Origin of the sequence: Salmonella sp. 2018103, assembly GCF_026247685.1 — a bacterium.
Taxonomy (GTDB): domain Bacteria; phylum Pseudomonadota; class Gammaproteobacteria; order Enterobacterales; family Enterobacteriaceae; genus Salmonella; species Salmonella enterica.
This window is the reverse complement of record NZ_CP111029.1, coordinates 3,767,703-3,794,240: the sequence shown is the minus strand read 5'-3', so window position 1 is coordinate 3,794,240 and position 26,538 is coordinate 3,767,703. Positions and strand designations below refer to the sequence as shown.

Sequence of the window (26,538 nt, the reverse complement as noted above, 5' to 3'; positions counted from 1 at the left end):
TACGAAGGAAAGGGGGAGCGATGTATCGCTCCCTTGCGACATTGAACAGGGAGAGGAATGAGCATGTCTCATATTAACTACAACCATCTTTATTACTTCTGGCATGTCTATAAAGAAGGTTCTGTCGTGGGTGCCGCAGAGGCGCTTTTTCTGACGCCGCAAACCATTACTGGTCAAATTAAAGCCCTGGAAGAGCGTTTACAGGGGAAGCTATTTAAACGTAAGGGACGCGGTCTTGAACCCAGCGAACTGGGCGAGCTGGTTTTTCGCTATGCGGACAAAATGTTTACGCTAAGCCAGGAGATGCTGGATATCGTCAATTACCGCAAAGAATCAAACCTGTTGTTTGATGTCGGCGTCGCCGATGCTTTATCCAAGCGTCTGGTCAGCAGCGTTCTGGATGCGGCGGTGGTGGTGGACGAACCCATACATCTGCGTTGCTTTGAGTCGACGCACGAAATGTTGCTCGAACAGCTCAGCCAGCACAAGCTGGATATGATTATCTCCGACTGCCCGATAGATTCGACGCAGCAGGAGGGGCTATTCTCAGTCAAAATCGGCGAATGTAGCGTCAGTTTCTGGTGTACGAATCCGCTTCCTGAAAAAGCGTTCCCTGCCTGCCTGGAAGAGAGACGGTTGCTGGTGCCGGGACGGCGCTCAATGCTGGGGCGTAAGTTGTTGAACTGGTTTAATTCGCAGGGGTTGCAGGTTGAGATCCTCGGCGAATTTGATGACGCGGCCTTAATGAAGGCGTTTGGCGCGACACACGATGCGATTTTTGTGGCGCCGAGCCTTTATTCGCTGGATTTTTATGCCGATGAGTCGGTAATAGAGATTGGACGCGTGGAGAATGTCATGGAAGAATATCATGCGATTTTTGCCGAGAGAATGATCCAGCATCCGGCGGTGCAGCGTATTTGCAATGCGGACTACTCGGCATTGTTTAAGCTTCAGTAGACATACCTACCGTAATACTTCCGGCTGCGGTACTAGCCCGCAGCCGGAGTCATTCTACAAATTCAGTAGGCTGCGGTACTGCCCACCTTCGCGGATAAACACCGGAATTCTGTTCAGTGGCGTAGCGTACTGCAGCGTTTGCCCTCCTGAATAGCTTTCACCGGTCGCAAGATCCGTCCATGTTTCCCCTTCCGGTAGCCAGATATCACGTTCGCGCATACCTTCATGCATGACGGGGGCGATCAGCAGGTCAGGACCAAAACAATACTGGTCGGTGATTGCCCAACTTGTTTCCTGTTCGGGGAATTCAAAGAACAGGGGGCGCATCACTGGCGAATTGTGCTTATGGGTTTCCTCCATCAGCGCTTTGATATAGGGCTTGAGTTTTTCTCGCAACGCCAGGCAACCTGTCAGTACGTCGCATACTTCCTCACCGTAGCTCCAGACCTCGTTCGGCGCACCTGTAGGGCACTGGGCGATACCATCCCGGTACGGTTGCGCGGGTAAAATTTGCGGATCGCGGTTGCCGTGCAGACGCATCACCGGACTAAAGACGCCCCACTGGAACCAGCGAATTAGCAATTCATGGAATTTCGGGTCGTGAATATTACCGCCATGAAAACCGCCGATATCCGTCGTCCACCACGGTATCCCCGCGATTCCCATATTGAGTCCGGCGGCAAACTGGTTGCGCAGCGATCTAAACGAGGAGTGAATATCCCCTGACCAGACCAGCGCGCCGTACTTCTGACTGCCGGCCCAGGCGCAGCGTAGCAGGTTGATAACCTGGTCTTCGCCATCAGCTTTCATGCCGTCAAAAAAGGTTTTAGCGTACATACGTGGGTAGATATTGCCCACTTCCAGTACCGGCCCGGCATGGTAGCGATAGTTGTCGTAGTCGTAAACGCTGAACTCAGGTTCGGCTTCATCTAACCAGAATAGCTTCACGCCTTTATCGTAATAGTTGCGTTTGGCTTTGCCCCAGACGTAGTCGCGCGCGCCCGGATGAGTCGCATCAAAGAAAGTGGTGTTGCCGAGGAAATCCATATTGATCGGCAAGCCACGTTCCGTTTGTACCAGCCAGCCGTTTTCACGCATCTCCCGATAGCTTTCGGTACGGTTATCTACCGTCGGCCAGACGGAGACCATCAGCTCAATTCCCAGCGATTTCAGCTCGGCAATCATGGCATCAGGATCGGGCCAGTCGCGCGCATCGAACATCCAGTCACCCTGATTCGGCCAGTGAAAGAAGTCGATAACGATCACTGAGATAGGCAGATTGCGGCGCTTATATTCGCGGGCGACCTCCAGCAGCTCTTCCTGCGTACGATAACGGAGTTTGCACTGCCAGAAGCCCATGGCGTAGTCCGGCATCATCGGCGGCGTGCCGGTAGCCAGCGCGTAAGCCCGGCTAATTTCTGCCGGGGTATCGCCAGCCGTGATCCAGTAGTCTAACTGTTCGCTGACCTGCGCTTCCCATTCGGTAACGTTTTGGGCAAAGGTTACGCGTCCGACTGCCGGATTGTTCCATAAAAATCCGTAGCCCAGACTGGAGAGCATAAACGGTACTGAGGCCTGGGAGTTACGTTGCGCCAGCTCAAGCACGCATCCTTTGAGATCCAGGTTGGCCTGTTGATACTGCCCCATACCATAAATTTTTTCCCCTTCGGTGGCTTCGAAGCGGGCTTTCAGTGAATATTTCCCACCCTGAATAGGGCGGAACTCGCGTCCCTCAAGGTTGAGTGCGCTGACGTACTGGCCGTGAGATGATTCATCCTCGCCAATTTCGCCCCGCAGGCGCCAGAACTCCTGCAACAGGGGTTTGTGTGGATGGCGGTAAAAGGTAACTTGTCCTTTTTGATTGACGATAGCGATAATTTTGCCGTTGGTCAGCGTTGCCTGGTGGTGCTCATAATCAATGTGGCACTGACTTTCTGCGACTGGCTCAGTCAATGCCCAGTCTTCATTTCTCATTACCGGCAGATGACGGCCGCTGCGTACGCGCAGGCTGTTCTCGCCCCAGGGTTCAATCCATAAATAGCGATCGTTTTGCTGCCAGACCAGACGACGCGGGTCTTGTTGCATAAATGGCATGGTGGTGCCTCCCATATTCGAGGGTGAAGGTAAAGAACGTTATGAGTTGATGGTTTCCAGATCGTGGCGAATCTTCTCTTCCATCGCTTCGTATTTGCGAAAGAAAAGTAGTGGGATCGCTGCGAGCGCGAAGAGTAGGGCGGGTGCCCAGATAAAGGCCCAGATAATTCCCTCCAGACCCGCAGCACTCTGGACATGGTTGGGGACATAGCCAAAACTGTTCATGATCCAGGCGGCGAAAGCGGTGCCGAGGCCACTACCCATCTTGATGCAGAAGGTGCTGCCGAAGGCGATAAGAATGCCGGTAGCCTTAATACCGGTCTTCCAGGCACCGAAATCGACGGCGAACCCCAGCATGGCAAACGGCATTGAGCAGGCGATACCGCTGCCGATATTGCCGAGTATCCAGGCGGCGATGAGGAAAGTAATGTTGTCCGCTGCCAGCCACATCATGACGCCGCCAAACGTGGCGACCAGCAGACCGCCTACCCATATCCAGGTTTTAGCCAGGTATTTGCTAAAGAAGGGGATAGCGATGATAAACAGGATCTGAATCGTCGCCAGGCTGTTAATCAGCGGTACCAGATCTTTACGGTCGAGGTTGTAGGTCAGATAATAGACAATGGTCGTGTTGCGCTGCTGTAGGGCAATCCAGAAGATCAGATTAGCCAGCACCATCAGGATCCACGGCCAGTTACCTTTCATCGCCGCGAAACTTTTTTTCATCGGCAACTTAGGTTCATGCTGTATTTTATCCGTATCCATTTCACGAATGTTTTTAAACGCAAAGAGCGTTAGCGCGCAGGATATAATGGCAAATGTAATTGCCGTATAAATAAAACCAGCGTGATCATCACCGTTACCTAAAAAAGCGACTAACGGCAAGGCGGTCGCGTTCATTAATAAAACCCCAATTTGCCCACCGGTCATTCGCCAGGAATTTAAAACCAGTCTTTCCTTGGGAGATAAGGTCATCAGGGGTAATATTGCACTGAGTGGTGTATTAAGTCCGGTAAATAGAATGCTGGCAATCATATAAGATATTGCTGCATAGATGGCTTTTCCTGTCATACTGATATCAGGAGACCAAAATGATAGCGCGCTGAATACCGCAAAAGGCAGCGGTAACCATAAAAACCAGGGACGACATTTACCGTAGCGTGAACGCGTTTTATCGATGATGATCCCCCATATGGGGGCGTCTATGCCATCGATAATACGCGCCAGCAGCAGGATAACGCCTGCTACGGCAAGGCTAATGCCCGCAACGTCTGTGTAGAAATATAAAATGTACGTTGAACCGAAGCAGTACAGCAGATTACCCGCCACATCCAAAGAGCCATAGCTAATACGCTGTAGTAAAGACAATGATGCTGACCCGGAAGGCTGGGTATCCTCAATGACAGAACTCATAATGATAACTCCGATATTGGTACGATACGCCCAGAAAAACAACCTCTACTTTCTAAGCAAGTTTTGAATATTATTTTTATGTCGTTTTTGAATTTAACCTCAGATTAAAATGAGTAAGTAAGGTGTACATGAAAAGTAGTTAACCCGACGGCATCAATCAATTATCAAATCTTACATCAGGATTGCGTTTATTAGTTTTTGAATGAGCGATGTTTCTATTTGCTAAGGTGGTCACAGTTTTTTTAATAATGAAATAAAAAAAGGAAAACAGTGAAAGAAAATAACTTTCAAGTATTACGTGACGTGGCTAAGGGAGGAGTAGCTGAAAAAAGAGGCTGGTTAGTAAGAGCGTGAACGAGTGAGATCGGTGCCAGCGGTTGACGAGAAAAACGCCAGATAACAGGCATAAAAAAACCCGCTTTACGCGGGTTTTTCTACAAAGCTGATAACAAGCAGGCGATTAAGCCAGTTTGTTGATCTGTGCAGTCAGGTTAGCTTTATGACGTGCAGCTTTGTTTTTGTGGATCAGACCTTTAGCAGCCTGACGGTCCACGATCGGTTGCATTTCGTTAAATGCTTTCAGTGCAGCAGCTTTGTCGCCAGCTTCGATAGCTGCGTATACTTTCTTGATGAAAGTACGCATCATAGAGCGACGGCTTGCGTTGTGCTTACGAGCCTTTTCAGACTGAACGGCGCGCTTCTTAGCTGATTTGATATTAGCCAAGGTCCAACTCCCAAATGTGTTCTATATGGACAATTCAAAGGCCGAGGAATATGCCCTTTTAGCCTTCTTTTGTCAATGGATTTGTGCAAATAAGCGCCGTTTAAATTGCAGCACTCGTTGCGTAGTGATGGCGCAGGATTCTACCAGCTTGCGTGCTGTGAATACAGCCTTTCCATGAGAAAAATTGCATTAAGCGACGGGTTTTGGGGCGGAGTTTGCCGCATGGCGATGAAAAGCATCTTCTTTATGTTTCCTCAGGGCAATAGTCGGTTAACCTTGACCGCTGTACAAGGTATACTCTTGCGATTTTCACTGTTTTGAGTCAGACATGAAGCTGATACGCGGCATACATAATCTCAGTCAGGCCCCGCATGGGTGTGTGCTGACCATTGGTAATTTCGACGGCGTACATCGAGGGCATCGCGCTCTACTGCAGGGTTTGCAGGAAGAAGGACGCAGACGCGGTCTGCCGGTGGTGGTCATGATTTTCGAACCGCAGCCGCTGGAGCTGTTCGCGACGGATAAAGCGCCCGCTCGCCTGACGCGCCTGCGTGAAAAACTGCATTACCTTGCGCAGTGCGGCGTGGACTATGTGCTGTGCGTGAAATTCGATCGCCGCTTTGCCGCTTTGACGGCGCAAACGTTTATCAGCGAACTGCTGGTGGAGCGACTTGGCGTGCAATTTCTTGCCGTCGGCGATGATTTCCGCTTTGGTGCTAGCCGCGCGGGCGATTTCTTGTTATTACAGAAGGCGGGGGCGGAGTATGGTTTTGCGGTTTCCAGCACCCAAACCTTTTGTGAAGGCGGCGTGCGTATCAGTAGTACCGCAGTGAGACAGGCGCTGGCGGAAGATAACCTGGCGCTTGCCGAAAGCCTGCTGGGACATCCCTTTACTATTTCCGGGCGTGTCGTTCATGGCGACGAGCTGGGACGTACCATTGGCTTCCCGACGGCGAACTTACCGCTGCGCCGTCAGGTCTCCCCGGTAAAAGGGGTCTATGCGGTGGAAGTCACCGGGCTTGGCGATAAGCCGTTACCCGGCGTAGCGAACATTGGCACTCGTCCAACGGTGGCTGGCGTGCGTCAACAACTGGAAGTGCATCTGCTGGATGTTGTAATGGACCTCTACGGTCGCCATATAGATGTAATACTGCGTAAAAAGATACGTAATGAGCAGCGATTTGCGTCGCTTGATGAGCTAAAAGCGCAAATCGCACGCGATGAGTTAACGGCCCGCAAGTTTTTTGGGCTAGCCGGGCAGGTGTAACCCTGACGGTGTTTATCAAACCGAAATACGGAACCGAGAATCTGATGAGTGACTATAAATCGACCCTGAATTTGCCGGAAACAGGGTTCCCGATGCGCGGCGACCTCGCCAAGCGTGAACCGGGAATGCTGGCGCGTTGGACCGATGATGATCTGTACGGCATCATTCGTGCGGCCAAAAAAGGCAAAAAAACCTTCATTCTGCATGATGGCCCTCCATATGCGAATGGCAGCATTCATATTGGTCACTCAGTTAACAAGATTCTGAAAGACATTATCGTGAAGTCCAAAGGACTGTCGGGATTTGACTCGCCTTACGTGCCGGGCTGGGACTGTCACGGTCTGCCTATCGAGCTGAAAGTCGAGCAGGAGTTCGGTAAGCCGGGCGAGAAATTCACTGCCGCTGAATTCCGCGCCAAGTGCCGCGAATATGCCGCTACGCAGGTTGACGGCCAGCGTAAAGACTTCATTCGTCTGGGCGTGTTGGGCGACTGGTCGCATCCGTACCTGACCATGGACTTCAAAACCGAAGCTAACATCATCCGCGCGCTGGGCAGAATTATCAAAAACGGTCATCTGCACAAAGGCGCTAAGCCGGTGCACTGGTGCGTTGACTGCCGTTCCGCGCTGGCGGAAGCGGAAGTTGAATATTACGACAAAACGTCACCGTCTATCGACGTGGCGTTCCGCGCCGTCGATCAGGATGCGGTGAAAGCGAAGTTTGGTCTGCCGGGCGTGAGCGGCCCTGTGTCGCTGGTTATCTGGACCACCACGCCGTGGACACTACCGGCTAACCGCGCCATCTCCCTGGCGCCGGACTTTGATTATGCGCTGGTGCAGATTGACGGCCAGGCGGTGATTCTGGCGAAAGATCTGGTTGAAAGCGTCATGCAGCGTATTGGCGCGGCTGAATACACCATTCTCGGCACAGTTAAAGGCGCGGAGCTGGAACTGCTGCGCTTTACCCATCCGTTTATGGGCTTTGACGTGCCGGCGATCCTCGGCGATCACGTCACCCTGGACGCAGGTACCGGCGCGGTACATACCGCCCCTGGTCACGGCCCGGATGACTACGTGATCGGTCAAAAGTATGGCCTGGAAACCGCTAACCCGGTTGGCCCGGACGGCGCTTACCTGCCAGGCACATATCCAACGCTTGACGGTGTTAACGTCTTCAAGGCGAACGATATCGTTATTGAACTGCTGAAAGAAAAAGGCGCGCTACTGCATGTCGAAAAAATGCAGCACAGCTATCCGTGCTGTTGGCGTCACAAAACGCCGATCATTTTCCGCGCGACCCCGCAGTGGTTCGTCAGCATGGATAAAGAAGGGCTTCGTCAACAGTCGCTGAAAGAGATCAAAGGCGTTCAGTGGATCCCGGACTGGGGTCAGGCGCGTATTGAATCAATGGTCGCTAACCGTCCTGACTGGTGTATCTCACGTCAGCGTACCTGGGGCGTACCGATGTCGCTGTTCGTGCATAAAGAAACGCAGGAGCTACTGCCGATTGAGCGTACTCTGGCGGCGATGGAAGAGGTGGCGAAACGCGTCGAAGTTGACGGTATCCAGGCGTGGTGGGATCTCGATCCGAAAGAGATCCTCGGCGAAGATGCTGATCAATACGAGAAAGTTCCGGATACGTTGGACGTTTGGTTTGATTCCGGTTCCACCAGTTACTCCGTGGTTGACGCACGTCCGGAATTCGCCGGTCACGCTGCCGATATGTATCTGGAAGGGTCTGACCAGCATCGCGGCTGGTTTATGTCCTCCCTGATGATTAGCGTGGCGATGAAAGGCAAAGCGCCATACCGCCAGGTACTGACTCACGGCTTCACCGTCGATGGTCAGGGGCGCAAAATGTCCAAGTCCATCGGTAACACCGTGTCGCCGCAGGATGTGATGAATAAACTGGGCGCGGATATCCTGCGTCTGTGGGTGGCGTCTACTGACTATACCGGCGAAATGGCGGTCTCTGACGAGATCCTCAAACGCGCCGCCGACAGCTATCGTCGTATCCGTAATACCGCGCGCTTCCTGCTGGCGAACCTCAATGGCTTCAATCCGGCCACCGATATGGTCAAACCGGAAGAGATGGTGGTGCTGGACAGGTGGGCGGTGGGCTGCGCGAAAACGGCGCAGCAAGAGATTCTGAAGGCATACGAAGCTTACGACTTCCATGAAGTGGTACAGCGCCTGATGCGCTTCTGCTCCGTTGAAATGGGCTCGTTCTACCTCGACATCATCAAAGACCGCCAGTACACCGCGAAGGCCGATAGCGTCGCGCGTCGTAGCTGCCAGACTGCGCTGTATCATATCGCAGAAGCTCTGGTTCGCTGGATGGCGCCGATCATGTCCTTCACGGCTGATGAAATCTGGGGCTACCTGCCGGGCGAGCGTGAAAAATATGTCTTCACCGGCGAATGGTACGACGGGTTGTTTGGCCTGGAAGAGAATGAAGAATTTAATGACGCATTCTGGGACGATGTCCGCTATATCAAGGACCAGGTCAACAAAGAGCTGGAAAATCAGAAAGCCAATGGCATCAAATCGAACCTGGAAGCAAAAGTGACGCTGAAATATGCTGACGATGCTAACGGTACGATTAAGAAGCTGAAACTGTTGGGTGAAGAGGTCAGATTTATCTTCATTACTTCCCAGTTCGTGATTTCTGAACAAGCGGGGGGTATTGATGATGAAAATATTCAGTACAATGCTGGTAATACGACAGTTCAGGCAGTGGTAACGCGTGCCGAGGGTGATAAGTGTCCGCGCTGCTGGCACTACACTACTGATGTCGGCAAGGTGGCGGAACATGCAGATATCTGCGGACGCTGTGTCAGCAACATCGCCGGTAATGGCGAACAACGTAAATTTGCCTGATGAGTAAACCACTCTGTTCAACAGGACTACGCTGGTTATGGCTGGTAGTAGTCGTGCTGATTATCGATTTGGGCAGCAAATACCTGATCCTCCAGAATTTCGCTCTGGGGGATACGGTAGGGCTGTTCCCGTCGCTTAATCTGCATTATGCGCGTAACTACGGCGCGGCTTTTAGCTTCCTGGCGGATAGCGGCGGCTGGCAGCGCTGGTTCTTTGCCGGGATTGCGATAGGGATCTGCGTAATTCTTTTGGTGATGATGTATCGCTCGAAAGCGACGCAGAAGCTGAATAACATCGCTTATGCGTTAATCATCGGCGGCGCGCTGGGGAATTTGTTCGATCGTCTGTGGCACGGCTTCGTTGTCGATATGATCGATTTTTACGTCGGCGACTGGCATTTCGCGACGTTCAACCTTGCCGATAGCGCGATCTGTATCGGCGCGGCGCTGATTGTACTGGAAGGCTTTTTGCCGAAGCCGACAGCGAAAGAACAGGCATAAGCGTAAATACCGGGTGGCGCTTATCCGGTTTTGTAGGCCTGATAAGCGCAGCGCCATCAGGCAAACGTGGTGCCGGATGGCGGTGAAAACGCCTTATCCGGCCTACGGTTTTATCGTTCTTTGTGCCTCCGGGCAAAACACGTGAGCAATTTGCATGTCTAAATCCGTACAGAGCAACAGCGCGATCCTCGTTCACTTCACCCTGAAACTGGATGATGGCTCAACGGCGGAATCTACCCGCAATAACGGCAAGCCAGCCCTGTTCCGTCTTGGCGATACCTCGCTTTCCGAAGGTCTGGAGCAGCAGCTTCTGGGGTTGAAAGAAGGGGAAAAGAAAGCGTTTTCGCTGGAGCCTGACGCCGCGTTTGGCGTCCCCAGTCCGGACTTGATCCAGTATTTCTCGCGCCGTGAGTTTATGGCGGCGGGCGAACCGGAAGTCGGGGCGATTATGCTTTTTACCGCAATGGATGGCAGCGAAATGCCTGGCGTGATTCGCGAAATCAACGGCGACTCGATTACCGTTGATTTTAACCATCCGCTGGCCGGGCATACCGTTCACTTTGATATTGAAGTGCTGGAAATCGATCCGGCGCTGGAGGCATAAACATGCAGATCCTGTTGGCCAACCCACGCGGTTTTTGCGCCGGGGTAGACCGCGCTATCAGCATTGTTGAAAATGCGCTCGCCATTTACGGCGCGCCAATTTACGTTCGGCACGAAGTCGTGCATAACCGCTATGTAGTGGACAGCCTGCGCAAGCGCGGGGCGATCTTTATAGAACAAATTAGCGAAGTGCCGGATGGCGCCATTCTGATCTTCTCCGCTCATGGGGTTTCCCAGGCGGTGCGTAACGAGGCGAAAAGCCGCGATCTTACCGTTTTTGACGCCACCTGCCCGCTGGTGACGAAAGTCCATATGGAAGTGGCGCGCGCCAGCCGTCGCGGTGAAGAGTCTATTCTCATCGGCCACGCCGGGCACCCGGAAGTGGAAGGCACCATGGGCCAGTACAGCAACCCGGAAGGGGGGATGTACCTGGTTGAGTCGCCAGAGGACGTCTGGACGCTGAATGTCAAAAATGAAGGCAAGCTCTCCTTCATGACGCAAACCACGCTTTCCGTGGACGATACGTCCGATGTGATTGATGCGCTGCGTAAACGCTTTCCGAAAATCGTCGGCCCGCGCAAAGACGATATTTGCTATGCCACTACTAATCGTCAGGAAGCGGTGCGGGCGCTGGCGGAGCAGGCTGACGTGGTGCTGGTGGTTGGCTCGAAAAACTCTTCTAACTCTAACCGGCTGGCGGAACTGGCCCAACGGATGGGAAGAACCGCGTTTCTTATCGACGATGCGACGGATATCCAGGAGGCGTGGGTGAAAGACGCCGCCTGCGTTGGCGTCACCGCTGGCGCTTCCGCGCCGGATATTCTGGTGCAGAATGTTATTGCGCGTCTGCGCGAGTTTGGCGGCGGCGAAGCTGTCACGCTTGAGGGGCGCGAAGAAAATATTGTTTTCGAAGTGCCGAAAGAGCTGCGTGTGGATGTTCGTGAGGTCGAATAAGATTTCATAATTCAGAAATCTGCCTGATGACGTTACGTTGACCAGATCTTAAGAATTTCTTTTGATATTCAATGTGCGACAGGAAGAATAAGGCGTAGTCGTCATCCGTTGCTAATGCCCCACCTTTTTGCTATTCATCTGAAAAACCAGCACAATCGTTGCTGGTTTTTGGGTTGTAATGCCTACAGGGATAAGGGAAATGGGCAAAATAAAATATGGATTGGCAACGTTACTCGCCATCGGATTTTGGATGGGCTCGACAAGCGCCACGGTGCTGGAGCTACCCGCCTGGGAGCGAAACTATACCGGAACTATCGCGGGGAAACCGGTAAACGTTAATATCACGCGATTTGGTAACACGCTTTATGGGTATTACTGCTATGAACCCTGCAATCAGCACAAGGCAGCGATTGCTCTACGCGGCTCACTCCAGGATAAAGAGGTGCATCTTGAAGAACGCGTAAAGGCGCTTTCAGGTTACTGGAATGCGGAAATCTCCAGCAGTGAGATTAAAGGCGAATGGACGTCCGCAGATAAAAAACGACATTTTCCTGTTGCCCTTATCTACCTCAAACCTAAAAACTCCCCTGATATTGTGCTGGTCACGAACACGAATGATGCAGGGGGTTACGACCCTTCCAAAGAGATTGATTGCGGCAATACGCCGGCCATTTCGGCGATAAAATTATACCGTGATGGTAAACTCATACAGACCTTAGATACCGCCTCGGTGGGCACTTGTAGCCCGTTTATGCCTCAATGGGGGGATGTCAATTTTGATGGCTACCCGGATCTGTCGATTGTAACAGAGCTACTTGCAGGGCCGAATGCTCCAGAACAAACATGGCTCTATGACCCCGCCAAACAGCGTTATGTTGATGCGCCAGCGTCTTATCAGGAAATCACTTCACCAGAGATCGATGCTGAACATAAACAGATTGTCAGCTATTGGCGCGGTGGTTGCTGCAGTCATGGCGTCAATGTGTATCGCTGGAAAGGAAAAACGATTGAACTGATCGATCGCGGTGAAAGCTATTTTCAGCCTGTGATCAGTAAAGACAAAATGTATAACTGCTACATGATACCTTCCTACGCTGATGGGCGTATTATTTATCCGCTAGTACGTAAAAATGGTCATTTGACGCCGCCTTTTAGCCTTGATGAGACGTGTCAACCTTTTTGGCTAACCGGTAATGTTCGTACCGTGATTCAGGCAGAAAAACCCGGCGCTGAGCCCGAATCGCTTGAGATTCAGTGGCAGGAAAACAAAGCATCGCCAGGGCGTTTTTGCCCATTAGTTCCGTTTGTCGAAGGTAATAAGCTAAGTCCGCGTCTGGTGACGGATGACGATGTGCCTGATACCTGTATCAGTCGCGCTGAGTACGAAGATATAAAACAATAGGTCAGGAGAGCGTTAATGGCAGCATCCCTACACATTATTCTTGATACCGATCCAGGCATTGATGACGCCGCCGCGATTGCCGCTGCGCTGTTTGCCCCCGAGCTGGATCTGCAACTGATGACCACCGTTGCCGGCAACGTTTCGGTCGAAAAAACCACCCGTAACGGCTTACAGCTCCTGCATTTCTGGGACGCCGATGTGCCACTTGCCCAGGGGGCCGCGACGCCGCTGCTGCGTCCGTTACGCGATGCGGCATACGTCCACGGCGAATCCGGCATGGAAGGCTATGATTTTGTCGACCATCAGCGCCAACCGTTGGCGAAGCCAGCGTTTATCGCTATCCGGGATGTGCTGATGAACGCCCCGGAGCCCATGACATTGGTGGCGATAGGGCCATTGACCAATATTGCGTTGCTACTGATGCACTATCCGGAGTGCCGCTTCAACATTCACCGGCTGGTGATTATGGGCGGTTCCGCAGGGCGCGGCAATTTTACGCCTAATGCTGAATTTAACATTGCTGTCGATCCGGAAGCCGCCGCCCACGTATTTCGTAGCGGCATTGAGATTGTGATGTGTGGGCTGGACGTCACCAATCAGGCCGTGTTGACGCCGGAGTATCTGGCTACGCTTCCTGCGCTTAATAAAACCGGCGGCATGCTGCATGCATTGTTCAGCCATTACCGCAGCGGCAGTATGCAAAGCGGTCTGCGGATGCACGATCTCTGCGCTATCGCCTGGCTGGTGCGTCCGGAGCTTTTTACCCTGCAATCCTGTTTTGTGGCCGTAGAAACGCAGGGGCAATATACCGCAGGTACCACGGTGGTGGATATTGAAGGGCGTCTGGGGCAGCCCGCCAACGCGCAGGTGGCGCTGGCGCTGGATGTGGACGGTTTTCGTCAGTGGGTGGCTGAGGTGTTTGCCTGTGCGCCGTAATTACATGTTGGCGCCATAATCTCATACTTTGCCGCGATAGAGTCTCTCCGGCCTGCCCACTTTCCCGTAGCTGATCTCCGCTTCGAGAAAGTTATTTTTCACGCCTTGTTCCAGATAGCGTCGGGCAGTGGTTTTACTGCTGCCCAGAATTTGCGCCAGAGTGTCTGCTGTATGTACTGCCTGCGGGTCGGCGAATATTTGTCGTACCCGGTTGAAGGTGTTTTCATCAATTCCCCGCAGTCCGCTATTCGGTTCTGCGGTTTGTTCTTTGGCCTGGATATTAAATAAGGCATCAACGTGCGTCTGGTTTGCCTGCTCACTGGAACGTAACGAACTGCGGTAACGGGTGAACCGCTCCAGGGTATGCTGCAGGCGCTGATAATGTACCGGCTTAATCAGATAATCGAATACGCCCATGCGTAAGGCATCGCTGATGGTATCCATATGATTGTCGGCGGTAATGAAAATAATTCGCCCCGTGTAGTTGGTGCTGATGGTATGACGAATTAAATCGATCCCTTTGCCATCGGGTAAAAAATTATCCAATAGAATTAACTGTGGTTGATAGAGGCGTATTTGCTTCTTTGCACTTTCCAGTTTGTCTGCGATGCCGACGATTGAAAACTGGGGAAAAAGCTTGATGGTGTCCACCAGGATTTCCGCTAGCATCGGTTCGTCTTCAACGATGAGTGTCGTAATGCTATCCATGTTATTCTTCTCTGGTAAAAGGGATATAGAGGGTAAAAATGGTGCCAAAAGGATTATTGTTATCGACGATAATGTCACCATTGGCCTGCTTGACGTAGCTGTGCACCAACCATAATCCAATTCCGTGATCGCCGTTGTTGTGGGTGGTCACTCCACGCTCGAAAATATGCTGGCGGATATTTTCGTCAATACCACATCCCTGATCGGCAACTTCAATAATGACTTCATTACCTTCGCTGTTGATCAGGCACTCAATCTGTCGCGAGCCTTCGCGATTGAGCAGGGTGGCGTTATAGGCGTTGTCCAATAAATTGCCAACAATCGAAATCCATTCATTATGCGAGAGCGATGACGGCAGGTGTTCAACAAAGCTTGAAGGATCGAAAATCAGCTCCAGCCCCAGCTCTTTTGCCCGATAATATTTACCGATTAATAGCCCCGCAAGGTGGTGGTCGCGGAAATTATGGGAAATAAAATCGAGTACTTTCTGGTGGCTTTCCGACTGCTGCTGAATCAGCGCCAGCGCATTATCGTAGCGCTTCAGGAACAGCAGTCCGGCAATGGTGGAAATAAGGTTGCGATGCTCATGCTGCACGGCGCGCAGGTTATCGGCGTATTGCCGCACCTGACTTAACTGCAGGCTGAGTGTATTGATATCGTCTTTGTTGCGAAAGCTAATAACCCAGCCCTGAGGCTGGTTGTCAATAATGACCGCCATGCGACTGGCGATGACTTTCATTTGGTTAAAGGTGACGATCTCATCTTTTTTGTTTTTTTGCGGCGCATCGTAAAAAAAAGCCTCCGGCAACACGATATGGTGGATTGCATAGCCAATGAGTTCAGACTCCGGTTGGCTCAGATTCAGTAAGCGGCGAGCCGTTTGGTTAATGGCGGTAATACGGTGATGGGAGTCAATGGCGATCAACCCTTCAAATACCGACTCAAATAACACGCTTTGCTGAATTAATAGTTGTGAAAGCTGCTGCGGCTCCATGTTAAGCATCTGCTTTTTAATATGCAGCGAGAAGCGGCGGGCGCAGTACAACAGCACCAGCAACAGTATCGCCATCGGGAACAGCAACGAGCTGATTTGTAAGTTAAGCCAGCTCTCCAACTGTTCCAGAGTATAGCCAACGGAAACAATACCGATGACTTTACCGGTACTGTCCTGAATCGGGGATTTACCACGTAAGGAAGAGCCTAATGAACCTTTACGCACCGATACGTAGCTTTTAGCGTTATACAGCGCGTCGTCGCTATCGCCGCCCTCCATATATTTGCCGATCTCATTCGGGTTGACGTGATACAGTCGCTGACCTTTTTCGTTGCCAACGGTAATGTAAGTCGCGTCCGAAAACGAGCGCATTGGGTCAATCAGCGCTTTGATGCGTGGCAAATCATGCGCCTCTACGGCTTCAACTAATTCTGGCATAGCGGATATTTGCATTGCCTGAATAAGCGCACGTTGGCCCACCTGATAATGCAGGCGCTCTTTCGTGATATCGGTCAGATACCAGGTGATTGCCAGCATCACGATGGTGGATGTAAACAGGATCAGTAGAAATATCCGGTTTTGAAACGAGCGTCTGGCAAACCAGTGTGTAATTTCCCGTATAAACATATTGGTATTTAGATATTTAATTACGGTATTTTCTTGCATTCGGCATCACCGGAACCTGAACCAGTTCATACTTACTTTTCTTTCAGAAAAAATTTGGATGAAAATGGGATACGACATGCGTATCCCATCCACTATTACATCGCCAGCACGTACTTGAGCATCACCCCGGCAGCTATCGCCGAGCCAATCACCCCGGCCACGTTCGGCCCCATCGCATGCATCAGCAGGAAGTTCTGCGGGTCCGATTCCAGCCCCACCTTGTTCGATACGCGGGCCGCCATCGGCACCGCCGACACCCCCGCCGAACCGATAAGCGGGTTGATTTTGTTCTTACTGCACAGGTTCAGCAGCTTCGCCATCAGTACCCCGGCCGCCGTCCCGATACCAAAGGCAATCACCCCCAGCAGCAGAATGCCCAGCGTCTGCGGCTGCAGGAACTTGTCCGCCACCAGCTTGGCGCCAACGGAAAGCCCCAGGAAAATGGTGACGATATTAATCAGACCGTTCTGCACCGTGTCGCTCAGACGCTCCACCACGCCGCTTTCGCGCATCAGATTGCCAAAGCAGAACATCCCCAGCAGCGGCGCGGCGTCCGGCAGCAGCAGGGCCACCAGCATGAGCAACACCACCGGGAAGAGGATTTTTTCCCGCTTGCTGACGGTGCGCAGCTGCACCATGCGGATTTTCCGCTCCGTCTCCGTGGTCAGCGCCTTCATAATCGGCGGCTGGATTAACGGCACCAGCGCCATATACGAGTACGCCGCCACCGCGATGGCCCCCAGCAGCTCCGGCGCCAGCTTGCCCGACAGATAAATCGCCGTCGGGCCGTCCGCGCCGCCGATAATGCCGATGGCCGCCGCCTGCGGCAGGGTGAAGGAAATCAGGCCGAAGTAGTTCAGCGTCAGCGCCCCGAGCACGGTGGCGAAGATACCGAACTGCGCCGCCGCGCCGAGCAGCAGGGTGCGCGGGTTGGCCAGCAGCGGGCCGAAGTCGGTCATCGCCCCCACGCCCATAAAGATGACCAGCGGCGCGACGCCGGAGCCAATCGCCACTTTATAGAACAGCGCCAGTACCCCCGGCGTGTAGCCCATGTCCACCGCCAGATTTTCCATCTGACTCTGCACTGACGGCAGCGCCAGCGCTAATGCCTCTTTAATGGCGTGCACGTCCGGCGCGCAGTTAAGCTTCGCGGCAATCACCGCCAGCTGCCCGGCGTCGTGATGCGCCAGCAGGCTCTCCAGCGCGGTCAGCGCCATGCCCGCTTCCGGGATGTTGGAGAGCAGGCCGCCGAAGCCAATCGGCAGCAGCAGTAACGGTTCGAACTTTTTCGCTATCGCCAGCCACAGCAACAGCAGGCTGACCAGCAGCATGATGGCCTGGCCCGCGCCAAGGTGCATCAGCCCCATGCCCTGAAGCAGGGCGTTCAGACTTTCCATTTCAGTTCTCCGTTACGCCAGCGTCATCAGGGTGTCGCCCACGGAAACCGCGTCCCCGGACTTCACCGCAATACCGCGTACCGTCCCGGCCTGCGCGGCGCGGATTTCGGTTTCCATCTTCATGGCCTCCAGAATCAGCAGCACATCGCCTTCGGCCACCGTCTGGCCCTCGGTGGCAATCACCTTCCAGATGTTGCCCGCCAGCGGCGCGGTGACCGGGGTGCCTGCGCCCGCCGGAGCGGCGGCAGGCGCAGCGGCCTGAACCGGCGCAGGACTGGCCGCGGTCAGCTGGCTGATATCGCCGCCGTCGCTGACCTTCACCACAAAGGCTTTGCCTTCCACTTCCACGGTGTAGATACCGGAGGCGGCAGGCTTCTCTGCTTTTGCCACCGGCTGCGCGGCTTCCGCCTGCGGCAGTGGCTCAAACGCCGCCGGATTGTGGCGGTTCTCAAGGAATTTGAGGCCGGGTTGCGGGAACAGCGCCACGGTGAGGACGTCGTCAATGGCGTTTCCCGCAAGCTGAATGCCCTTCTCCTGCGCCTGGCGCCTGACGTCCGCTTCCAGTTCAGCCAGCTCCGGTTTGAGTAAATCCGCCGGACGGCAGGTCACCGGAGCGCCCCCTTCCAGCACCCGCGCCTGCAGTACCGCGTTCACCGGCACCGGGGTGTGCCCGTATTCGCCTTTCAGAATGCCGGCCGTTTCTTTGGCGATGGTTTTGTAGCGCTCGCCGGTCAGGACGTTGAGCACCGCCTGGGTGCCGACAATCTGCGAGGTGGGGGTCACCAGCGGGATAAAACCGAGGTCCTCGCGCACGCGGGGGATTTCCGCCAGCACCTGGTCGAGTTTGTCCGCCGCGTTCTGCTGCTTCAGCTGGCTTTCGAGGTTGGTCAGCATTCCGCCCGGCACCTGCGCCACCAGAATGCGGCTGTCGTAGCCCTTCAGCTGGCCTTCAAAGGCGTGGTATTTCTTGCGCACCTCGCGGAAGTACGCGGCGATGTTTTCCAGTTTCAGGATATCCAGCCCGGTGTCGTGCTCAGTACCTGCCAACGTCGCCACCAGCGCCTCGGTGGCCGGGTGGCCGTAGGTGGCGCTCATGGAGGAAATCGCCGTGTCGACGCCGTCAACGCCCGCCTCGATGGCCTTCAGCAGCGCCATCTCCGCCATCCCGGTGGTGGCGTGACAGTGCAGGTGCAGGCGCACCTCAAAACGTTTTTTGATTTCACTGACCAGCTCAAAGGCGGCCATCGGCGTCAGGATGCCGGACATATCCTTGATGGCAATCGAGTCAACGCCGGTTTCCAGCAGTTGCTCCGTTAAATCCAGCCAGGTCTGCAGGGTGTGCGCCGGGCTGGTGGTGTAAGAGAGCGTGCCCTGGGCGTGTGCGCCGTGGCTGCGCACCGCCTGCAGGGCGGCTTTCATATTGCGCGGGTCGTTCATGGCATCAAACACGCGGAACACGTCCATGCCGTTTTTCACCGCGCGTTCGACAAAACGCTCCACCACGTCATCGGCGTAGTGGCGGTAGCCGAGCAGGTTCTGGCCACGCAGCAGCATCTGCAGCGGGGTTTTGGGCATGGCTTTTTTGAGTTCGCGCAGGCGCAGCCACGGGTCTTCGCCGAGAAAGCGAATGCAGGCGTCAAAGGTGGCGCCGCCCCAGCATTCGAGGGAGCCGTAGCCCACGTCATCGAGCGCGGCGGCAATGGGCAGCATATCATCAAGACGCAGACGGGTGGCGAACAGGGACTGGTGGGCGTCGCGCAGGACGACATCGGTAATGGCAATAGTCATGGATCCCTCCGGGAATTAAGCGTTAAGGCGGTGATGGTGAATGGCGGCGGCAATCACCGGCTTTAAGCGGGTGAAGTCGTCCACGACGGGAACGGCGCGCGGTGCGGGCGCGGCGACGGGTTCCGGGAAGAAGCGAGTAATCACGGCAGACATGCCGCGAATAGCAAAGATGAGCAGGAACAGAAAGCTCAGTACGAACCCCATCCCTAAAAACATCAGGGTGAAACCTTCACCCAGTAGTACAGCTTCATTCATGAATCATTTTCCATAATGAGAGGCACGACGGTGGCCTTGACGACAACCTTCCTGGTGAATCCGGCTAAGGAGTAGAGTGGATTTCCCTTGGCCACCTCTGGCTTTGGCCTCTACTTTTCTCCAGGTCGTTTGCGGCAAAGACACCGCCGTGCGTTTTTTTACACCATCATGCTGAACACGATGCTAGCGATAACCAGCACAATACCGCCGCCCAGACGAGAGGAAATTTGTGCATATGAAATGAGGTTCATACGGTTACAGGCGGAGAGCACTTCCAGATCGCCGGAGCCGCCGCGGTTGGCCATACAAAGACCCGCAGTAATGGATGATTCAATCGGGTAGAAGCCAATCAACCAGCCCCCGATAGCTGCGCCAACGACAGCGCCGACCACAATGATCGCGGCGATAACGACGTTGGCGAACGTCAGGGCGTCGATGATCTCTTGCAGATCGGTGTAGCAAACACCCACACCTACCATCAACACCCACAGCAGTTGTTTGGAGAAGAAGTCAGAAAGACGTTTTGCCCCGGCTTTAATCTCCGGTGAGCAAAGACCTGATGCGTTCAGCGCAGCAACAATCAGAACCATCCAGGCGAAGTAGTGAATAGAGACGCCGCCGATGCTTGGCAGAATTTTCTTGGCAACAACATAGGCCAGCAGGAAGCAGGTGGTGGATAGCACCATGCCAACCGCCGTTTCACGATGGGTAATCTGACCGGCCTTTTCATCATCTTCGGTTTTGAAGGAAGCCTTACGAACCAACTCGCCTTCACCGCTAAGCCAGGTGTATTTTTTGCCAATCATATCGAGGAGGGCGGCGAAAATAATGGCGAAGATATTCGCAATGGTCAGAATAGCAATAGCCGTTGAGTAGTACTCTTCGCGAGAACGTCCGGTAACCGAGTGATAAATTTCAGACAAAGGCACGGCGCCTGCGCCGTTACCACCGCCCATAATCGGCAGAACGTACAGCATCATGATACGGTCGATCGGGATACCGAAGCACAGACCAATGACGATGCCAAAAAGGGACGCGCCGACGATCCCGGCGAGGATGGTTGGGATATAGCCCAGCAGTGATTTTAATAGCAGCTTACGGTTTACCGACAGGATAGCGCCTGTGATCAACACCGCGATAAACAGGTTAAGGAAGTTGCTTTTATCCATTACGTTGCTGATCGCATCAATTTCTTTCTGCGTAAATATGCCAGCATAGACAAAATAAGCTGCAACCAGAAATATCATAACCGGTGCGCCGCCAATATATTTATTGAAGATCGGTAAACGTTTGCCGATTTCACCAAAAATGGCCCCCATCACAAACATAAGGGCAAAACCACCGACTAAGTCAGTAGGTATAGCATTATAAAAATGAGAAAGTAATAAAGTAATTAATGCAAAAGCATAAAGCGGTAGCGGCATACCAAAGATTTTGAATCTGAGTAAATCGCTAGCCCCCTTTCTCTCCGTAGCCGAAGCCTGGGTCATGTTGGTCATAAACATTTTCCTGTGTATTGATGGGTAACAAGACCTGCGCATACTAATAAATTCAATGAACCGTGAGATGTGACTATCTTCACTGAATGGTTGTGTTTTTAATTAATTTAATTGTTTTTATTAACTCTGATTAATTAAGGAAATAAAAACTATAAAGGTCATAAAGGCAGCGGGGAAAGTGTGATGTCTATTCCAGACGAATAATATAAACACTGGCGAAATATGCGGCGTTATTTGCTGACGGATGCTGAATAGAGTGAATCTGATATTTAAACGCATTTATTTGCAAAAGGATGTATTGCGTCGCGAGTCGGTCGCCATGTTTCTGAAGGGCGAGGGACTCGCCCTGGAAGACGATTGTGAAATCGCGGTATGCGCATATTGGCAGGGTGAGATAGTTGGATGCGGCTCGCTGGCCGGGAACGTACTGAAATGCATCGCTGTTTCCCCAGTTTTACAAGGGGAAGGGCTCAGCCTCAAACTGCTGACTGAGTTGCTTACATTGGCCTACGAGTTAAACCGCAGCGAGCTTTTCCTGTTCACTAAGCCGCAAAATCGGTTGCTGTTTTCTGGCGCGGGGTTTTGGCCCATTGCGCAGGCAGGTGAGTTGGCGGTGTTAATGGAGAACAGTAGTGAACGGTTAGCGCGCTTTTGTCGCCAACTGGCGCTTTATCGTCAACCGGGAAAAACGATCGGCGCCATCGTCATGAACGCCAATCCGTTTACCTTGGGCCACCGTTATCTGGTGGAGCAAGCGGCTGCGGCCTGTGACTGGCTGCATCTGTTTGTGGTCAAAGAAGATGCTTCATTTTTTTCCTATACCGACCGTTGGGCGCTGATCGAACAAGGAATCGCGGGTATTGACAACGTCACGTTGCATTCCGGCTCCGCTTATATGATCTCGCGTGCGACGTTTCCCGGCTATTTCCTCAAAGAAAAAGGGGTTGTGGACGACTGCCATTGCCAGATCGATCTGCAACTCTTCCGTGAACATCTGGCTCCAGCGCTGGGGATTACCCATCGTTTTGTCGGCAGTGAACCGTTTTGTCCTCTGACCTGTGCCTATAACCAGCGAATGCACGACATTTTACACGATCCGAAGCGCAGCGGCCCGGTTATTGAGGTCGTCGAGCTGGCGCGGGTGGAGAAAAACGGCACGGCTATTTCCGCCTCTCGCGTCAGAAAACTGTATAGCGAACGTAATTGGCCGGCGATAAGCGCGCTGGTGCCTGCTGGCACCCTGGCATATCTGCAGCGGCATGCCGCCAGACACACTGAAACCATATGACGTAACACCGTTAACAAGGAACATAACTAATGAAAATCATTAAAGATGCCCTGGCAGGCACGCTGGAATCCAGCGATGTGATGATCAGGATAGGTCCATCCAGCGAGCCAGGAATTCGGCTGGAGCTAGAGAGTCTGGTGAAGCAGCAGTTTGGCGCGGCGATTGAGCAGGTGGTTCGCGAAACGCTGGCGAAGCTGGGCGTTGAACGCGCGCTGGTTAGCGTCGATGACAAAGGCGCACTGGAGTGTATTTTACGCGCCCGAGTGCAGGCGGCGGCGTTACGCGCTGCAGAACAAACGGAAATTCAATGGAGTGCGTTATGAGACCACGTCGCAGTATGTTGTTTATCCCCGGCGCAAATGCGGCCATGTTGAGCACCTCGTTTGTCTATGGTGCGGACGCGGTGATGTTCGACTTAGAAGACGCCGTAGCGTTACGTGAGAAAGATACCGCCCGTCTTTTGGTTCATCACGCGCTTCAACATCCGTTCTATCAGGATGTTGAAAAAGTGGTGCGCATTAATCCACTGAACACGCCATTCGGTCTGGCCGATCTTGAGGCCGTCGTGCGTGGTGGCGCGGATATTGTGCGTCTGCCGAAAACCGACAGCAAAAACGATGTGCTGGAGCTGGAAGCGCAGGTCGAACGGATCGAACGTGAATGCGGACGCGAGGTCGGCAGTACCAGGCTGATGGCGGCGATCGAATCAGCGAAAGGCGTGGTCAATGCCGTCGACATCGCCACCTCTACACCACGTCTGGTGGCAATTGCGCTGGCGGCATTTGATTACGTGATGGATATGGGCACCAGCCGGGGCGATGGCTCCGAGCTGTTCTACGCCCGCTGCGCAGTGCTGCACGCGGCGCGTGTTGCGGGTATTGCCGCCTATGATGTTGTTTGGTCGGATATCAATAATGAAGAAGGCTTCCTGAAGGAAGTGCAGTTGGCGAAAGGACTTGGTTTTAACGGTAAGTCCTTAGTGAATCCACGTCAGATTGAGCTGTTACATCAGGCTTATTCTCCGACACGTAAAGAAGTTGAGCATGCGTATGAGGTGATTGCCGCCGCTGAAGAGGCTGAGTCTCGCGGTCTGGGCGTCGTTTCACTCAACGGCAAAATGATTGACGGCCCGATTATCGACCACGCGCGCAAAGTGGTGGCGCTGTCGGCTTCCGGTATTCGTGATTAAGGAAGGAACCATGAAAGAGACTGTAACCATGCTCAACCAGCAATATGTCGTACCGGAAGGATTACAGCCCTACCAGGGGGTAACAGCGAACAGCCCGTGGCTTGCCTGTGAAACGGAAAAGCGTCGGCGTAAAATTTGTGACTCGCTTGAAGAGGCTATTCGTCGTTCCGGGCTTAAAAATGGCATGACGATATCCTTCCACCATGCGTTTCGTGGTGGCGACAAAGTCGTCAATATGGTGATGGCGAAGCTGGCGGAAATGGGATTCCGCGATCTGACGCTTGCCTCCAGCTCATTAATTGATGCCCACTGGCCGCTTATCGAACACATTAAAAATGGCGTGGTGCGGCAGATTTACACCTCCGGGCTGCGCGGCAAGTTAGGGGAAGAGATCTCCGCTGGCCTGATGGAAAACCCGGTACAGATCCACTCTCACGGTGGCCGCGTAAAACTGATTCAGAGCGGTGAGCTGAATATTGATGTCGCTTTCCTCGGCGTGCCGTGCTGCGACGAATTTGGTAATGCGAACGGTTTTAGCGGCAAGTCACGCTGCGGCTCTTTGGGGTATGCGCAGGTTGATGCGCAGTACGCTAAATGCGTGGTGCTCCTGACTGAAGAGTGGGTCGAATTCCCCAATTATCCGGCCAGTATCGCGCAGGATCAGGTTGATTTGATCGTGCAGGTGGATGAGGTAGGGGATCCGGAAAAAATTACCGCGGGCGCGATTCGTCTGTCCAGTAACCCGCGTGAACTGTTGATCGCCCGGCAGGCGGCCAATGTGATCGAACACTCGGGCTATTTTTGTGACGGTTTCTCGCTGCAAACCGGCACCGGTGGCGCATCTCTGGCGGTCACCCGTTTCCTGGAAGACAAAATGCGTCGCCACAACATTACGGCGAGTTTTGGCCTGGGCGGGATCACCGGCACCATGGTGGATCTGCATGAGAAAGGGTTGATCAAAGCGCTGCTGGATACGCAATCATTCGATGGCGATGCAGCCCGTTCGCTGGCGCAGAATCCACATCATATTGAAATCTCAACCAATCAATACGCGAACCCCGCCTCTAAAGGCGCGGCATGCGAACGCCTGAATGTGGTGATGCTGAGCGCACTGGAAATTGACGTGAATTTCAACGTTAACGTGATGACCGGTTCAAACGGCGTACTGCGTGGCGCATCGGGCGGCCATAGCGATACGGCAGCAGGGGCCGATCTCACCATTATTACCGCACCGCTGGTCCGTGGCCGAATCCCATGCGTGGTGGAAAAAGTGCTGACTACCGTCACGCCTGGGGCAAGTGTTGATGTGCTGGTTACCGACCATGGTATTGCAGTGAACCCTGCGCGTCAGGATCTGCTTGATAACCTGCGTGCTGCGGGCGTGGCGCTGATGACCATCGAACAACTGCAACAGCGCGCTGAGCAACTGACCGGTAAACCGCAGCCGATTGAGTTTACCGATCGGGTGGTGGCTGTGGTGCGTTATCGCGACGGTTCAGTGATTGACGTGATTCGCCAGGTTAAAGGCTGATGAAGGGCACAGACCTGCTGTACCAGGGCCAGGCAGTTACGCTGGAGGAGATGCTACAAGCGCGCGATAAACGTGCCGCCAGGCAGCGTCAGGCGTTGAACTGCTATCGGCTACCGTTGATTTCCCTCACGCTGGTTGCACCGGGCGCCGTTAAAAACTCAGCGGTCTGGCGGCGTGTCGCCGATTATGCAATTGCCGAAATACTGGCGCTTTGCGAACAGAAGGAGTGGGTCAACGTCTGGGAAATGCAGGTGAATGAACGCAGCGGCCCGGAATGGATGGCAGCGGTCTGTGCGCCGGCAATGGCGTTGAAACAGCACATGTCGACACTAGAGATGAGCCATCCGTTAGGGCGGCTTTGGGACATCGACATTATTGATAGCGACGGTAAGTCGCTATCACGCCGTGAACTCGGGCATCCTGCCCGGCCATGTTTGATATGCCAGCAGGATGCTCATCTCTGTGCCCGGGGCAAGCATCACACCCTTGACCTTTTGTTGGATGAAATTGCACGAAGGATTGAATGCTATGAACGTGAGCGTTGTGACTGAACGGCGTACGCCAGCGTACTCATCGCTGGCGGCTGGCGAACTTAATGGGTTGGTTGCAAGAGCGCTGCTGACGGAAGCCAGGCTGACACCAAAACCCGGTCTGGTCGATATTCGTAATTCGGGAGCGCATAGGGATATGGATCTGGCGGCATTTGAACGTAGCACTACCGCCATTGCTCCATGGATGGAAAAGTTTTTTATCATGGGCAACAACACGGCGGCGGTGGCGGCAGAAAATGTCCTGGTGATGCTGCGTCCGCTGGGGATGGCCTGTGAGAACGATATGCTACAGGCGACCAATGGTGTGAATACCCATCGCGGGGCGATTTTCGCTTTTGGCCTGCTGAGCGCAGCGATTGGCCGACTTCTCGCGCGGGGAGAACCGTTGGAGCAAAATCGTATCTGCGACCAGGTTGCCCGCCTGAGTCGGAATATTGTTGCCCACGAGCTCTCAGCAAAAAAAGCGGGAAAACTGACAAAGAGTGAAACCCATTTCCAGTGCTATGGCCTGTCGGGCGCGCGGGGAGAAGCGGAAAGCGGTTTTCGAACCGTCAGAACGCAGGCTTTGCCGGTGTTTAACCGGGTCGTGCAGGAGCATGACGATACCCATCTTGCCCTGCTGCAAACATTGTTGCATCTGATGGCGTGGAATGATGATACCAATCTGGTGTCACGGGGAGGCCTGGAAGGGCTTTACTACGTGCAGCAGCAGGCACAAAAATTGTTGTGGCAAGGGGGCGTATTGGTTGAGGGGGGCATTGAAGCGATGCAGTCCCTCGATGATGAACTCATCCTGCGTAACTTAAGCCCTGGCGGTAGCGCGGATTTACTGGCAGTGACCTGGTTTTTAAGTCATTTTCCTGCCGGTTCCCTCTATCCTGAGTAAGTTTCTCTTCTTTCATTCTCTCCAGCAATGATTCATCCTGCGGGATGAATCATGTCT

General features: G+C 53.5%; 24 protein-coding genes. 15 read left to right on the top strand and 9 right to left on the bottom strand.

The genetic code is table 11. The annotated features are described in order from the left end of the window. The first annotated feature begins 57 nt into the window (after nucleotides 1-57). The gene (gene nhaR, locus OLG56_RS18335; RefSeq protein WP_000062872.1) at nucleotides 58-957 is read left to right on the top strand and encodes a transcriptional activator NhaR; all 900 of its coding nucleotides are present in this window, start codon (nucleotides 58-60) and stop codon (nucleotides 955-957) included. Between the two features lie 54 nt (nucleotides 958-1,011). Here the strand turns inward: nhaR and OLG56_RS18330 are convergent, their stop codons facing one another. From OLG56_RS18330 to rpsT, 3 genes are all read right to left on the bottom strand, one after another. Continuing rightward, nucleotides 1,012-3,051 carry a glycoside hydrolase family 31 protein gene (locus tag OLG56_RS18330; RefSeq protein WP_023207913.1) on the bottom strand — a complete coding sequence of 680 codons (2,040 nt, stop codon included), beginning with the start codon at nucleotides 3,049-3,051 and terminating at the stop codon, nucleotides 1,012-1,014. 39 nt (nucleotides 3,052-3,090) lie between these two features. Continuing rightward, nucleotides 3,091-4,464, bottom strand: a complete 1,374-nt coding sequence (locus tag OLG56_RS18325; RefSeq protein WP_023197710.1) for an MFS transporter — start codon at nucleotides 4,462-4,464, stop codon at nucleotides 3,091-3,093. Between the two features lie 460 nt (nucleotides 4,465-4,924). After that, entirely contained in the window at nucleotides 4,925-5,188 is a 264-nt protein-coding gene (rpsT, locus tag OLG56_RS18320; RefSeq protein ID WP_001518655.1) for a 30S ribosomal protein S20, read from the bottom strand. 105 nt (nucleotides 5,189-5,293) lie between these two features. On the opposite strand from rpsT, the gene OLG56_RS18315 reads away from it, so the two are divergent. From OLG56_RS18315 to rihC, 8 genes are all read left to right on the top strand, one after another. Beyond that, nucleotides 5,294-5,509 (top strand): DUF2575 family protein, encoded by a 216-nt coding sequence (locus OLG56_RS18315; RefSeq protein ID WP_079982283.1) that lies wholly within the window; start codon nucleotides 5,294-5,296, stop codon nucleotides 5,507-5,509. 7 nt (nucleotides 5,510-5,516) lie between these two features. After that, nucleotides 5,517-6,455: a bifunctional riboflavin kinase/FAD synthetase gene (gene ribF, locus OLG56_RS18310; RefSeq protein WP_000767311.1), complete on the top strand. Its 939-nt coding sequence runs from the start codon at nucleotides 5,517-5,519 to the stop codon at nucleotides 6,453-6,455. A gap of 44 nt (nucleotides 6,456-6,499) precedes the next feature. Continuing rightward, nucleotides 6,500-9,334: an isoleucine--tRNA ligase gene (ileS, locus tag OLG56_RS18305; protein ID WP_001674865.1), complete on the top strand. Its 2,835-nt coding sequence runs from the start codon at nucleotides 6,500-6,502 to the stop codon at nucleotides 9,332-9,334. Then, on the top strand, nucleotides 9,334-9,834 hold the full coding sequence (gene lspA, locus OLG56_RS18300) for a signal peptidase II (protein ID WP_000042736.1): 501 nt from the start codon (nucleotides 9,334-9,336) through the stop codon (nucleotides 9,832-9,834). The genes ileS and lspA overlap by 1 nt, the downstream gene beginning before the upstream one ends. Nucleotides 9,835-9,988: 154 nt before the next feature. Further along, nucleotides 9,989-10,438: an FKBP-type peptidyl-prolyl cis-trans isomerase gene (gene fkpB / locus OLG56_RS18295; protein WP_000047269.1), complete on the top strand. Its 450-nt coding sequence runs from the start codon at nucleotides 9,989-9,991 to the stop codon at nucleotides 10,436-10,438. A gap of 2 nt (nucleotides 10,439-10,440) precedes the next feature. Then, entirely contained in the window at nucleotides 10,441-11,391 is a 951-nt protein-coding gene (gene ispH / locus OLG56_RS18290) for a 4-hydroxy-3-methylbut-2-enyl diphosphate reductase (protein WP_001166423.1), read from the top strand. A 199-nt stretch (nucleotides 11,392-11,590) separates the two neighbouring features. Continuing rightward, nucleotides 11,591-12,793: an XAC2610-related protein gene (locus OLG56_RS18285; protein WP_079900355.1), complete on the top strand. Its 1,203-nt coding sequence runs from the start codon at nucleotides 11,591-11,593 to the stop codon at nucleotides 12,791-12,793. Between the two features lie 15 nt (nucleotides 12,794-12,808). Further along, nucleotides 12,809-13,729 (top strand): ribonucleoside hydrolase RihC, encoded by a 921-nt coding sequence (gene rihC / locus OLG56_RS18280; RefSeq protein WP_000741408.1) that lies wholly within the window; start codon nucleotides 12,809-12,811, stop codon nucleotides 13,727-13,729. 21 nt (nucleotides 13,730-13,750) lie between these two features. Here the strand turns inward: rihC and citB are convergent, their stop codons facing one another. The 6 genes from citB to citS form a co-directional block, all read right to left on the bottom strand. Beyond that, the gene (gene citB / locus OLG56_RS18275; protein ID WP_000377415.1) at nucleotides 13,751-14,437 is read right to left on the bottom strand and encodes a citrate response regulator transcription factor CitB; all 687 of its coding nucleotides are present in this window, start codon (nucleotides 14,435-14,437) and stop codon (nucleotides 13,751-13,753) included. 1 nt (nucleotide 14,438) lies between these two features. After that, the gene (gene citA, locus OLG56_RS18270; protein WP_001563099.1) at nucleotides 14,439-16,058 is read right to left on the bottom strand and encodes a citrate sensor histidine kinase CitA; all 1,620 of its coding nucleotides are present in this window, start codon (nucleotides 16,056-16,058) and stop codon (nucleotides 14,439-14,441) included. A gap of 134 nt (nucleotides 16,059-16,192) precedes the next feature. Continuing rightward, nucleotides 16,193-17,494: an oxalacetate decarboxylase subunit beta gene (locus OLG56_RS18265; RefSeq protein WP_000444883.1), complete on the bottom strand. Its 1,302-nt coding sequence runs from the start codon at nucleotides 17,492-17,494 to the stop codon at nucleotides 16,193-16,195. Nucleotides 17,495-17,506: 12 nt separating this feature from the next. Beyond that, nucleotides 17,507-19,282 carry a sodium-extruding oxaloacetate decarboxylase subunit alpha gene (gene oadA / locus OLG56_RS18260; RefSeq protein WP_266027189.1) on the bottom strand — a complete coding sequence of 592 codons (1,776 nt, stop codon included), beginning with the start codon at nucleotides 19,280-19,282 and terminating at the stop codon, nucleotides 17,507-17,509. 15 nt (nucleotides 19,283-19,297) lie between these two features. Next, nucleotides 19,298-19,537 (bottom strand): oxaloacetate decarboxylase subunit gamma, encoded by a 240-nt coding sequence (locus OLG56_RS18255; RefSeq protein WP_001001155.1) that lies wholly within the window; start codon nucleotides 19,535-19,537, stop codon nucleotides 19,298-19,300. 158 nt (nucleotides 19,538-19,695) lie between these two features. Next, nucleotides 19,696-21,036 (bottom strand): citrate/sodium symporter CitS, encoded by a 1,341-nt coding sequence (citS, locus tag OLG56_RS18250; RefSeq protein WP_000183606.1) that lies wholly within the window; start codon nucleotides 21,034-21,036, stop codon nucleotides 19,696-19,698. Between the two features lie 244 nt (nucleotides 21,037-21,280). Between citS and citC the strand changes: the two genes are divergently transcribed. Genes citC through citG form a run of 6 tightly spaced genes read left to right on the top strand, consistent with a single transcriptional unit; the run spans nucleotide 21,281 to nucleotide 26,481 of the window. Further along, nucleotides 21,281-22,324 carry a [citrate (pro-3S)-lyase] ligase gene (citC, locus tag OLG56_RS18245; RefSeq protein ID WP_072156320.1) on the top strand — a complete coding sequence of 348 codons (1,044 nt, stop codon included), beginning with the start codon at nucleotides 21,281-21,283 and terminating at the stop codon, nucleotides 22,322-22,324. A 29-nt stretch (nucleotides 22,325-22,353) separates the two neighbouring features. Next, nucleotides 22,354-22,647: a citrate lyase acyl carrier protein gene (citD, locus tag OLG56_RS18240; RefSeq protein ID WP_000691461.1), complete on the top strand. Its 294-nt coding sequence runs from the start codon at nucleotides 22,354-22,356 to the stop codon at nucleotides 22,645-22,647. Beyond that, nucleotides 22,644-23,513 (top strand): citrate (pro-3S)-lyase subunit beta, encoded by an 870-nt coding sequence (gene citE, locus OLG56_RS18235; RefSeq protein ID WP_061377113.1) that lies wholly within the window; start codon nucleotides 22,644-22,646, stop codon nucleotides 23,511-23,513. The genes citD and citE overlap by 4 nt, the downstream gene beginning before the upstream one ends. Before the next feature lie 10 nt (nucleotides 23,514-23,523). Further along, nucleotides 23,524-25,044: a citrate lyase subunit alpha gene (gene citF / locus OLG56_RS18230; protein ID WP_023137177.1), complete on the top strand. Its 1,521-nt coding sequence runs from the start codon at nucleotides 23,524-23,526 to the stop codon at nucleotides 25,042-25,044. After that, the gene (citX, locus tag OLG56_RS18225) at nucleotides 25,044-25,595 is read left to right on the top strand and encodes a citrate lyase holo-[acyl-carrier protein] synthase (protein ID WP_000679050.1); all 552 of its coding nucleotides are present in this window, start codon (nucleotides 25,044-25,046) and stop codon (nucleotides 25,593-25,595) included. Before citF ends, citX begins: the two co-directional genes overlap by 1 nt. Next, complete coding sequence (gene citG, locus OLG56_RS18220) at nucleotides 25,573-26,481, top strand: triphosphoribosyl-dephospho-CoA synthase CitG (RefSeq protein WP_001103245.1); 909 nt, start codon at nucleotides 25,573-25,575, stop codon at nucleotides 26,479-26,481. The genes citX and citG overlap by 23 nt, the downstream gene beginning before the upstream one ends. Nucleotides 26,482-26,538 lie beyond the last annotated feature (57 nt).